This is a genomic window from Dolichospermum planctonicum (assembly GCF_005402965.1).
GTDB lineage: Bacteria > Cyanobacteriota > Cyanobacteriia > Cyanobacteriales > Nostocaceae > Dolichospermum > Dolichospermum planctonicum.
Window position 1 is genome coordinate 37,542 of record NZ_BJCF01000036.1, and the last position, 12,642, is coordinate 50,183.

Here is a 12,642-nt window from a genome sequence, read left to right on the forward strand (position 1 = left end):
GAACGACAAGCTCAGTACAAGTCCTGCCCGCTATTATTATTATTAATATAATTATAAGTATAAAAATTAGCTTTAATTATACAAATTCAATGCAGTACAGCTTACAGCAAGTAGCTTTGAGTGAGGTACACCTTGTGCGGGCAAGATGCCCGCACCACAAGAGTTTTATTATTACAGCACTACAAGAGTGTTATGAGGTACACCTTGTGCGGGCATCTTGCCCGCACCACAAGAGTTTTATTATTACAGCACTACAAGAGTGTTATGAGGTACACCTTGTGCGGGCATCTTGCCCGCACCACAAGAGTTTTATTATTAATATTTGTACTTCATAAGATCGGGAACTGCTGTATTTTTCAGCTTATTCTCTATTTTTATTTTTCCGTTGTGCTTTTTCCGTCAAGGAAACGCTACCAATTCCTTGTAAAATACCCCTCCCAACCAAACCTAAACTCCGGCCAATAACTTGGGTCAGCACGAAAACAATTCCAGTTCCTAAAAACCCTAATAATGATTGTAAACGTGGAGCAATAGCATCTCGAAATTCTAGCATTAATGTCACTCCTAGAGGAATACCAGAAAGTTCCGCTAATTCTTGGTTACGAGGAGCATAAATTGATATTTTAGCAATACCACGAGGTGCAAAAACAAATAACTCATAACGACTTTCAAAAATTTTTTGAGCTTCAGTTATATATTGATTTAATCTATATTTCCAAGATAAGTTATTTCTAAATCTTTCAATTTCTCTAGTAGAAATCATTTGTCTGTGATAAAAGTTTTGTTTGATTGTTTCAACGTCTGCTAAATAATTTAATAATGGTTGAATTACATTATTAGCTATATGAATCAATAAATTTTCTAAAATTAATAATGCTTGAGATTGAGCTTCTTTACTACCAAAGGGACAACAAGTATTATCAATATATAAATCTGTGAATAGTAGCAGATAAGATAAAAAATCCAAGAAAAAAGGGACTTTATTAATTATTTCTTTTTGTAAATCTGTGGTTTTATCTAATAAGAATTTAACTAGGTTTATCTCTTGTTTATCCAAACTAATACGGTAGTAATTACCAAAAAATTCTGTGATACTAAATTGCCATAAATCTAGTAAAATCTGCTCTTTTAAATTAAATATTTGATTTTTATTAAAATTAAAAGTCCGAATTTCATCCAACTGCTGAAAAAATTTCTGGAGGATAATATAAAGTAGTTCTCGCTTTTTATCTTCTTGGAGAATATCAATTTCTAAAGGTGTGTCCGTGATATTTTCTAAAGGAAATTTTAGTTTATTTAAACATAATGTTAATAATTCAGATTGCAATTGTTGAGAACTCACTACAGGTGGTATATTTATTAAAGGTTGTGTCTCGGATTTGATAATTACTTGATTAATAGGGTTTTCTGGTGGTAAATTCTGCCTTTTGTGTGGTAATTTTAATAAATTACTAATAAGCCAACGAGCCGCTAAAAGTTCCCGTCTTTGTCCTGCTAAAATTGCTTTATTTAATAGGGTTATTCCCGGTAATTTTAATTGTTCTGTAACTTGATATAAAGTATCATCAATATAGTTAATTCCCGAACTTTGTAAGTGATTTCGCAACTTACCTGGTAGGGAAGATGAGGTAAAATTAGACATTTTTCTATCTTCAAACCAATAATAACCCCCATTGGCTACCTGCTCAAGAATGGGGACTAATTGAGAAATTGAGACCCCTTTAGGACAATAGCCATTTATTCCTATCGCTTTGGCAGATATAATTAGTTCCGGTTGAGATGTGCTAGTTAGAAGTAATATAGGTATATAAGGATATAAAGTTTTTAGTTGTCTACAGAATTGCCACCCTAAATGCTCATTATTTAATGCTAAGATTATCAAGTGAATTTGCTGAGAATTAACGGCCAATATTTCCGCTATAACTTTTAAAGCAGAAGTATCTGAGGGAACATCTGCTATGACTTGTAAATTGGGAATAGTTTCCAATGTCACCTTTAGTCCTAAACGGAAAATTGGATCTGGATCAATTAATAACAATTGTAAAAGGCGATCGCTCATTGGCCATATAATATCAAAGTTGGCAAGATCTTTGGCGTGATTATTGTTCTCCTGAGAATTTGCGGGGAAAATTCCTGTAAATGTCCATCTCAAAGGGGTAAAAAGCTGCTAATCTGGATTTTCACCACTGTTGAGCCAGAAAATAAACAGTTATGACCATCACAATCATCCTCAACAACGACTCCATTTATAATTTGGATCTGTCACCTGCTTTAATGGTGATTGAACCATTACTCCAAGCAGGAAACATTTCCTCCCATGAACAGCAACTGCGTTTAGAAATTAATTATGAACGAGTTGCAAATGATCCAAGAGAACTATCGGAAATTCCAGAGGTCAGACTGTGGTTTGTCCGTCTCGATGCTAAATATCCGTGGTTGCCATTTTTACTAGACTGGAAAGCTGGAGAATTAGCTCGTTATGCGGCCATGTTAGTACCTCATCAGTTTAGCTCCAAAGAAGGTATCCAATATAACCCAGAAGCTTTAGAAATATTCCTGATGCACAAGATCTTTATTTTAAGTGATTGGTTGCACAAACAAGATATTGTTAGTCCATCTCGACTGAAATCTTTAGCACAAGTTCTGGGTTATGAATTAGATGATGCTTTCTTTGAGATGATTGAAAAAGGTAATTCCTAAAGGCAAAATCAAAAAGACAAAATCAAAATCTCAAACTTTGCTCCTTTGCGACTTAGTGGGGAATATAATTCCTACTTCCATTATGCAGCACTGATAACACTTATTAGACATCTCTTTGATAAAATTGGCGATTTTGGATTTTGAATCTAAAACCCAAAATCCAAAATTAATATATTCAACCTCCCCAAATTTTTTCTAATACTATTTGGGGTGAAATATCCGCTATTATACCAGTATGTGAGGTAATAGTCAAGACTTTTTCACTTATCGGTAATAATTTCAATGATTCAGTAGAATCAAGTAAAGCAATTGTATATGTTTCTACTGCTACGCTTAGTTGGAGTAAGCTGTTTTCCACAGATAACATTAAACTAGCGCCGGCAATTATAGCAGTTAACTTGCCAATATCTTCGGGGGAAGTAACTTTAATATTGTGACAACTTTCTAGAAGTGATTTGACTAAAGGCTCATTATTGGCTTCTTTAATAACCACAATGGGTAAATCCGGTTGTTTTTGTTGACAAGCTTCAATAATTTGTCGCCAATTTTCTCCCGGATAAGTTGTATCTAAACTAGTTCCACCACCATTAATGAGGATAAAACCTGTTTCAGTTACTCCTAATCGTTTTTGTTCACCTTGCGCCCATTCAATATCTATTTTAGGTACATTTACAGATAATGTTGGACAATCAGTATCAATCTTTAAAGGTTTCAATAAGTCATGGTACATCCTGGCCACATATTGGGATAGATTTGGCGCAATTCGGTGAGTCAGAAAAACCGCACCTTGGCCTTGGTAGCCAATACGCATGGTAATTCCTGTTAACCACATCAAGAAACTTACAAACCAACTTTGTCCTACAATAATAGCAACATCATACTCTCGATCGCGTATCATACCAACGAAGTTACCCCAATCAGCTAGACTATTACGATCTTTATAATCAAAAGTTAATACATCGTGAACAGACTTGCTTACCCGGTAAGCAGCCTTTGACTTAGGTTCTACAACGACATCTATCTGTGAGTGAGGATAATAACGCTTCAGATCATCAAGAGTGGCAAAGAAAAGAATTTGGTTATCAATTGAACCAGGTACAAGAGCTACTACACGCATAATATTTATTAACGCTTATCATTTTATATTTTAGGAGAATATAGGTTAGGTATTGAGAATTAACTTGACATACTCACCGACCTAAAGTTCTGAATATTGATGGTGATCATAGCTCATAAATTACCTTTTGTTTTCATAAAAAGTCACAATTTTAAGCAAATACGGAGTATATCCTACAAATTGCCAGTGAATTGCCTCCCAAACCAACCCGAACCAATAGTTTGTAACTCAGCATAGGGATTTAAATGTTACACTGCTTCATTAACTCAACTGATTCCGAAACTTACTCACACTAATACTCAACAACACCACAGCAAAACCAAGTAATGCTAAAACATGAATCCATAGCACATCTAAACCAACCCCTTTGAGTAAAATACCCCGCACAATAGTAATATAATGACGAAGAGGATTTAGTAAAGATAGAACCTGGAAAAAAGTAGGCATAGCTTCAATAGGAGCAATTGCCCCAGATGTCTGCACAATTGGTAAATTAATAAAGAAAGATGTGAGTAATACTTGCTGTTGAGAACGGCAAATAGTCGCTAACATAATTCCTAAACTAATTCCCACAAATACATACATACTTGATAAGGAAATAAATAATAAAAAACTGCCCTGAAATGGTAAATTAAATACCACAGTTCCCAAGGTTAAAGCTAACATCACATCTCCCATGAGTAAAAAAACCAAAGGGACAATTTTTGATAACAATATTTGCCAATTGGCCGCTGGAGTCATTAACAATTGTTCCAAAGTTCCCGTATCTTTCTCGCGTACAACAGTGACTGCGGAAACTAATGTACCGATTAATGTTAACACTAAACCCATGACTCCCGGTACAAAAAACCAACTACTTATAAGTCCAGGATTGTAAAGAAATACGACTTGAGATGATACGGGAGGACTGCGTTTACCTGGTTCCAAACTCAGATTGTATTGTTGGACAATTTGATTCATGTAATTAGCAGCAATACCCGCTGTATTGGCATTTACCGCATCAATAAAAACTTGAATTTCTGCCGATTTCTGTGCTAATTTACGCGGAAACTCAGGAGGAATTATCACCCCTACATTTAACTTTCCTTTTTCTACTTGTTGACTTAAATCTTTTTCGCTATTGGGTACAGATTCTAAAGTAAAAATTCGATTGGAAGTCATGGCAGAAATTAGTTCTCGACTATCAGCAACATGAGCATAATCAATCACACCTAATTTCAAATTTTGGACATCAGGATTAAGTGCAAATCCATAAAGTAATAATTGGACTGTTGGCGGGACTATTAACAAAATAATTAATTGTTTATTGCGTAAAATTTGATTAATTTCTTTCCGCACTAATGCCCAAAATGGATGATCAAAGAATGGAAGAATAAATTTCATAAAACAGGTAATAGGTAATAGGTAATAGGTAATAGTCGAACAACTGACAACTGACTAATTACTAATTTGCATCTTACTTAAAATTCGACGGGAGACATTAAAAAATATCAAACCTAAAACTGTTAACATGAGAAAATCAAACCAAACCCCTGGCCAACCTGTACCACGCAGAAAAGCATCACGAGTAATATTAATATAATAACGAGCAGGAACTACATTAGTGACAAGTGACAGGGGAAAAGGAATATTGTTGAGAGGATAGATAAAACCAGACAATAATAAAGAGGTAATAAACCCGACTAAAGAAATAATTTGAACAGCGGAATTTTGGTTATTACTACGTACCCCAACTAGTAAACCAAACATCACACTATCTATCAGAAATATCAGAGTTCCTAATAATAAAGTGATTGGGTTATTAACCACGCTTAATTTAAAAATAATTCCCCCTAATCCTATCACAACTAATGCTTCAGTTATGGCAATTAATAGATAAGCCATACCTTTACCTAATAACAATTCTGTGGCATTAATACTAGAAGCATAAACTTGTAAAATTGTCGCTTTTTCTTTCTCTCTTACCATGGCAATTGCTGTTAGTAAAGATGGAAAAATCCACAGGATTACACCATATACTCCGGGAACAATATATAATGATTCTAATCTACCAGGATTAAACCATAAACGGATTCTAGCGGTAATTATTTTAGTAGCTGGTAAAAGTTTTTCTTCCTGCATAAAGAAATTAGTAACTCTTTGAATACTTCCTCTAATTACACGGGCATTATTAACATCTGTGGCATCAATTAAAACTTGCACTGTGGTAGGTTTATTAGCTTTAATATCTCGACTAAATTGGGAAGGAATAATTACCGCTACTTTAGCAATACCTCTATCAATAGCATCTCGCGCTGGGTCTCCTCCTGACCATTCTTTGGGAATAAATTGATTGGTAGCATATAATTTTTCAATATAGCTATTGCTTAGGTTTGTATGGTCAAAATCCTGGACAACTAAGGGAATATTTTGACTTTCTAATCTGGTAGCAAAACCGAAGATTAACAATGTCATGAATGGTAATAAAAATGCTAATGCTAATGTCAATTTATCACGTTTAAATTGAGATAATTCTTTAATACATTGGGAAATAATTCTTTTCATAATTTTGGAGATTAAAAATTGTAGGTTTGGTAAAACGAAGTAAAATCCAAAATTTTAGAAGTTGTGTTGGGAAATTGTGTTAGTTTACTTGTCAGCTATTTTCTACTTTTTGTACTATTTGTACTATACCAATAAAGGCATCTTCTAGGGAGAAAGGAATAGGACGAAGAGATTCAATTATCAGGTTTGCGGATTTTAAAAGCTGTATTACTTGGGGAATTTCTATTTCTGGGTTGTCGAGAACAATATGTAAACTATTAGCAAAGATTGAAACTCTCCAAGCAGCAAATTTCTGTTTTAATAGTTGGGAAGCAGCCTGATTTTGATTAACAATTATTTCTATCAGTTGTCCTGGTTGGGAAGCTTTGATAAAACTGGGTGAACCTTCCGCAGCGATTTCTCCAGCTACCATAAAACTCATGCGGTTACATTGTTCTGCTTCTTCTAAATAATGGGTTGTAACTAAAATTGCTGTCCCATTTCGCGCAAAATCATTGATTAGTTTCCAAAATTGACGACGCGCTAAAGGGTCTACTCCTGATGTTGGTTCATCTAAAAATAAAATATCAGGTTCGTGCATGACTGAAGCACCAAAAGCAACTCTTTGTTTCCAACCTCCTGGTAATTGTCCCGTTAACATATTTTCCCTTCCTTCTAACCCGCAGGTAGATATTACCCAATCAATTTTTTCTCTTCTATGTTTGCGGGGAACGCTATAAACACCACTATAAAATTCTAGATTTTGCAGAATTGTTAAATCGTCATAAAGGGTGAATTTTTGACTCATATAACCAATACGTTTTCTTAATTCTGGACTTCGCAAATTTCCGGTTTCTCCACCTAAAGAAATTTCTCCACCACTAGGTTCTAATAATCCACATAACATTTTAATTGTGGTGGTTTTTCCTGCGCCATTTGCTCCTAAAAGTCCGAATATTTCCCCATAACGTACTTCAATATTCACACTTTTAACTGCTGGAAATTTACCAAATACACGGTTAAGATTATTTGCATAAATAGCAATTTGTGAAAATGGTAATTGGGAAGAAGTTTTTTCTCTATTGATATTCTCATTTATTTCTTTACTTTTATTTCCACCACGATAACGGGGAAATTCTAAAAATTTTGGTGCAGAACCCTGTTGTCGCAGACGAGTAACAAAGACATTTTCTAAAGTAGGTTCATTAGGTTCAATATGGGGATTATATGCTTTTAGTAGTTCATTGACTTGATTTTCACCTATAGTCACATCTTCAACTAAAACATCTAAGCGATCGCCGAAAGTTTGAATATCAACTATATTTGTATATGATATATTTGTGTCTAAATTCTGGAAAAGAATTTTCTCGCTGACTTCCAAATTTGTAGTTTTTACCTGCAAACGATGTAAACCTAAATTGGTTCTTAAAGCCGCTGGAGTGCCAATTTCATGAATTTGACCATTATACATTAAAGCCACAAGATGACAGCGTTCAGCCTCATCTAGATAGGGCGTAGCCACCACAATTGTCATCCCCTGGGCAGATAATTCTGCTAATACATCCCAAAATTCTCGTCGAGAAACTGGGTCAACTCCCGTAGTCGGTTCATCTAATAATAAAACCTGCGGTTGAGACACTAAAGCACAACATAAGGCCAGCTTTTGTTTCATACCTCCTGATAATTCACCAGCCAAACGATTGCCAAATTTTTCTAAACTCATTAATGTTAAATATTTATGGCTGCGTTCCCATAATAAATCATCATCAACTTGTCGCAACCCCCCCGCATAACGCAAATTTTCATCAATACTTAAATCCAAATATAGAGAAAATTGTTGTGTTAAATATCCCGTCATTAACCGCGAATTTCGTGCGGGTTGACCAAATACTAAAACTTCCCCCGCAGTCCCTTCCATTACACCACCTAAAATGTGGAAGGTCGTAGTTTTACCCGCACCGTCAGGACCAATTAAACCAAACATTTCCCCCTTGTTAACAGTGAAATTAATTCCTTTAATTGCGGCTAATTTACCATAATGTTTATGTAAATTACTAACTTTAATAGCTTCTGTTTGCTTAGTGATTGGTAATTGATAATTAGTCATTCTTAACTCCCCCCATGACTTATGCAGAAAATATTTTAAACTTTCATTTCTTTTCCTGTAACTTAATTTCCGCATCTGCTGGCATACCAATTTTAGCACAGGGTAAATCTGATTCTTTGTAAGGATTGTCAGGATTAAAACAGCCTTGAGGATTTTCGACTTGAATGCGAACTCCTATTACTTGTCGCACGCGATCTTTTTGAAAGTAAATATTTTCTGGAGTAAAAGAGGCTTGAGGGTCAATAGCAATAACTTTACCATTGAGGGGTTTTTCTGGTGCAGAATCAAGGAAGATTTTAGTAGTTTGTCCTAATCGTACTTTACCAATATCACCTTCAGGAATAAAACCCCGTAGATATATATTTTGGGGATCAACTATTGTTAAAATTTTAGTCTGATTACTAACTATTGCACCCGGTTCAACACTGCGAGCAGTTATAACTCCATCTAAAGGACTAATCACATTCAAATCTCTTTGAGAATCTTCTATTTGAGTGAGGATTTGCTGTTTTGATGCTAAGGCATCTTTGACTTTACCATGAGCGGATCTAACTTTAGCCTGAGCAGATTGTATTTGAGCAAAAATCTGGTCTTTTTTTCTGTTTAATGCTGTTAACTGGGCGTTGCGAATATCAGGATTTAAGCCTGTAGTTTTTGTTTGGATTAATGCCCCTTGAACTGCACTTAATTGTTCTTTTGCTGCATTTACGGCCGCTTGTCTGGCTTCTAGAGTAGCCATGGCTGTATCTAATGTAGTTTGTGATTGATCAAATTGTTGGCGATTAATAGCACCTTCTTTGATAAGCTGTTTATAGCGATCGCTGTTCATTCTCGCTAATTTTACTTCTGCTGCTGCTTGTTTTGCCTGAGCTTGTACTTGTATTAATTGAGCTTTAGCCGCTGATACATTAGCTTTTGCCTGTTCAATTCGTCCAATCGTATCCCCTTGAGATTGCTGTAAATTTAGCTTTGCTTCGCTAATTTGACTATCAATTTGCTCAAACTCACTGCGGACTCTATTCAAATCTGCCATTACCTGTTGTTCATCAGATTGTGCAGATATTATCCGTGCTTCCGTCCCTCGTAATTGTTCTCGTAACAATTGGTCGTTACTATCATCTAACTTAATTAATACTTGTCCTTTTTTGACATAAGCCCCTTCTCGCACTTTAATTGACTCAATTCTACCAGAACGCTTAATCCCAATTTCAGTTTCATAACCTTCAATTCTGCCAGTTAGTTTAAGTATATTTGCTGACAATTTTGGATTATTTCGCCACAGTACATAACCAATACCACTCCCGACCACCAGTAACCCTAAAAACAAAGGAATTAGTTTTTTACCCTTTTGCTGTTGAGATGGTGGTATAGAAATATTAGTAAAATCCTCTGGAGGTGTTGGCGCAATTTGAGACATAGTAGCAGCCTAAATGATTAATCTGTTTTCATATCTAAAATCTAGACTAGACCGTCTAGTATGATATAGCAAGAAGTATGCAAAAAATTACTTTTATCCGACTGGACAAAGTTTTTACCCCACTTTAGTTAACTTTGGATTATTAGCCTGAAAATTGACTTCCAGTGGGCTGGGGAGGCTAATTTAAAATGGTAGACTTGTTGTATAATTTGAGCAAATGCCTATTTTCCATTTCCATATTATTTGCAACTATTTGTGGTTCTTAATCATTTTTTCATTTCCTCTGTTTTATTTCTTGGCGAAAAGGGGTATAATGTTCCTGTCAAGATCACGGATAAATGTGTAATACTAAGGAAAAACCATGACTACTAACAACCTTCCTGATCCTATTGTTACTAATCCTATCTTAAACGTAGTTGTCAATATTAATGCACCAGATACCACCCTGAATTTAAGTAATTACTTTGATGATCCTTTGACAACAGGGAAAGTTGCTCGTTTTAACTTAGCCAATACATCAACGGGAACCATTGGCAACGGCATCATTAATGTTGTACTATTTGACCAAACTGGAACTGGCGCACCCTTGACTGTGCAAAATTTCCAAAGTTATGTTAATACTGGCAGTTATACTAATTCTTTTATTCACCGTTCTATTCCCAGTTTTATCGTCCAAGGTGGGGGGTATACTTATAATAATTCCACATTAACAACGATTCCATCTAATGCGCCTGTACAGAATGAGTTTAGTACACAACGCTCAAATTTGCGGGGAACGATCGCTATGGCAAAATTAGGTAATAATCCTAATAGTGCCACAAATCAATGGTTTTTTAACCTAGCGGATAATTCCAGCAATCTCAATAATCAAAATGGTGGTTTTACAGTTTTTGGTCAAGCTCTTGGTGCTAGTGATTTAACCACAATAGATGCGATCGCTGCCGTTAGGACTTATAATGCTGGTGGGGCGTTTACTAATCTTCCCCTGACGCAAGCTGCAATTAGTGATACAAATTTTATTCGTTTCAGTAGTATTACAGTTACTCAAGAAGATGAACTGAGATTTTCTATAGTTAACAACTCCAAACCTACCTTAGTCACTCCCAGTATTAGTAATAAACAACTGTTTCTGGATTATCTTCCTAACCAAACCGGTAGTTCACAGATTACAGTTCGGGCTACAAATCTATTTGGTGAGTTTATAGATTATCAGTTTACTGCCACAGTTTTACCAACAATTACCCTAGCTTTATCTCCTACTAGCGTCTCTGAAGACGGGACAAATAACCTTATTTACACCTTTAGTCGCAATGGTGACTTAAGTGCCGCCCTCACAGCAAACTATAAAGTTGCTGGTACAGCTACCTTCAATACAGATTATACCAGAATAGGTACAGGGAATTTTACTGCTACATCGGGAACTATTACCTTTGCGGCTGGTGCAAGTACAGCTACTTTAACTATTGACCCTACAGCGGATACAATCGTTGAAAATGATGAAACTGTAGCCCTAACCTTAGCTGCGGGAACAGGTTACACCATTGGCACAACTACAGCCGTCACGGGAACTATCGTTAATGATGATGTACCTGTGATTAACCTCAGTGCTAATCAAACCATTGTTGAAGGTAACACCAACCCTCAAAACGTCACTTACACTGTTACTCTCTCCAGATCCGATACCAGAGTTATTACAGTCAACTATACCACTGTTAACGGTACAGCTACAGCGGGTTTAGACTATACCACCACCACAGGGACTTTGACTTTTAATAGCGGTGTTACCAGTCAATCAATTAACATACCCATTCTGAATGATTCTATAAATGAAGTAAATGAAACTTTTACCCTCACCCTTACATCTCCCACAAATGCCAACTTGGGGACTCGAACCAGCGTCACTACAACTATCAGCGATACTCTCACAGCCTCTGTCACCACTACCTTACCGACCAACGTTGAAAACCTCACCTTAACAGGAACAACGGCTATAAATGGTACGGGTAATGCAGGTAATAACATCCTCCAAGGTAATAGTGGCAATAACATCCTGTCAGGACTCAATGGTAATGATACACTTTGGGGAGGAGTTGGTAATGATACACTTTGGGGAGGAGTTGGTAATGATACCCTGACTGGAGGAGATGGTAATGATAAATATCTATTTCAAAGCAGTGGTGTCTTTAGTAGTGCTTTAGGTACTGACTATATTACCCAGTTTGAAGCTGGACAAGATCAGATTGTATTAAGTAAAACCACATTTTCCGCCATTACTAATGCTGTGGGGCAAGCTTTCACTGGCTTTGCCGTTGTCCCCAATAATGCCTCAGTAGATGCTAGTAATGCTCCTATTGTCTTTAGTCAAGGGACTCGAAGTATATTCTATAACCGAAATGGCAACCTGATCAGTTCAACGGAAGTGTTTAAGTTTGCTGATTTAGGTAATTCAGGGATCACCCTCAGTAGTAGCGATTTCATTTTGGTTAGCTAGTTTATAAATATGGGATACACAACTAACGTAGTTAAACCTTGGTCAAACAGTGTCAATTGCTGATAGTTCGCTCTCTGATTGACCTGACTCGTAAAATTACCTTATTTGTTCTAGAGTCTGGGGCTTATCCTTGCCCGTTATCGCTTCGGTCTCCATCAAGGAATCCCGAAACTTCTGACTTCTTTCTAACAAGATTTTCTTCACATCGGAATGTTTCATGTATCGAGTGATTTCAACATCACTCATTCTTGCTAGAATATTGTCAGCAGCGTTAGTATCTGAGTGCA

Annotated in this window: 8 protein-coding genes and 1 pseudogene; 2 read left to right on the forward strand and 7 right to left on the reverse strand. The window is 36.1% G+C overall.

Annotated elements, in window-relative coordinates; translation table 11 throughout:
- Positions 1 to 361: 361 nt before the first annotated feature.
- The gene (locus FFO06_RS15115) at positions 362 to 2,059 is read right to left on the reverse strand and encodes a DUF3685 domain-containing protein (RefSeq protein ID WP_137908786.1); all 1,698 of its coding nucleotides are present in this window, start codon (positions 2,057 to 2,059) and stop codon (positions 362 to 364) included.
- Positions 2,060 to 2,211: 152 nt separating this feature from the next.
- On the opposite strand from FFO06_RS15115, the gene FFO06_RS15120 reads away from it, so the two are divergent.
- Entirely contained in the window at positions 2,212 to 2,700 is a 489-nt protein-coding gene (locus tag FFO06_RS15120; protein ID WP_137908776.1) for a CRR6 family NdhI maturation factor, read from the forward strand.
- 175 nt (positions 2,701 to 2,875) lie between these two features.
- On the opposite strand, the gene FFO06_RS15125 is transcribed toward FFO06_RS15120, so the two are convergent.
- From FFO06_RS15125 to FFO06_RS15145, 5 genes are all read right to left on the reverse strand, one after another.
- The gene (locus FFO06_RS15125; RefSeq protein WP_137908777.1) at positions 2,876 to 3,817 is read right to left on the reverse strand and encodes a glycosyltransferase family 9 protein; all 942 of its coding nucleotides are present in this window, start codon (positions 3,815 to 3,817) and stop codon (positions 2,876 to 2,878) included.
- Positions 3,818 to 4,078: 261 nt separating this feature from the next.
- Complete coding sequence (locus FFO06_RS15130) at positions 4,079 to 5,200, reverse strand: DUF2705 family protein (RefSeq protein WP_137908778.1); 1,122 nt, start codon at positions 5,198 to 5,200, stop codon at positions 4,079 to 4,081.
- 54 nt (positions 5,201 to 5,254) lie between these two features.
- Positions 5,255 to 6,361, reverse strand: a complete 1,107-nt coding sequence (locus FFO06_RS15135) for an ABC transporter permease (protein WP_137908779.1) — start codon at positions 6,359 to 6,361, stop codon at positions 5,255 to 5,257.
- 91 nt (positions 6,362 to 6,452) lie between these two features.
- Positions 6,453 to 8,447, reverse strand: a complete 1,995-nt coding sequence (locus FFO06_RS15140) for an ATP-binding cassette domain-containing protein (protein WP_137908780.1) — start codon at positions 8,445 to 8,447, stop codon at positions 6,453 to 6,455.
- 43 nt (positions 8,448 to 8,490) lie between these two features.
- A complete protein-coding gene (locus FFO06_RS15145) occupies positions 8,491 to 9,864 on the reverse strand; it encodes an HlyD family secretion protein (protein ID WP_137908781.1) in 1,374 nt (457 codons plus the stop codon).
- A 361-nt stretch (positions 9,865 to 10,225) separates the two neighbouring features.
- Between FFO06_RS15145 and FFO06_RS15150 the strand changes: the two genes are divergently transcribed.
- A complete protein-coding gene (locus tag FFO06_RS15150; RefSeq protein WP_137908782.1) occupies positions 10,226 to 12,355 on the forward strand; it encodes a peptidylprolyl isomerase in 2,130 nt (709 codons plus the stop codon).
- Positions 12,356 to 12,451: 96 nt separating this feature from the next.
- Here the strand turns inward: FFO06_RS15150 and FFO06_RS22030 are convergent.
- Positions 12,452 to 12,642: pseudogene (locus tag FFO06_RS22030) on the reverse strand (addiction module component); the annotation flags it as partial.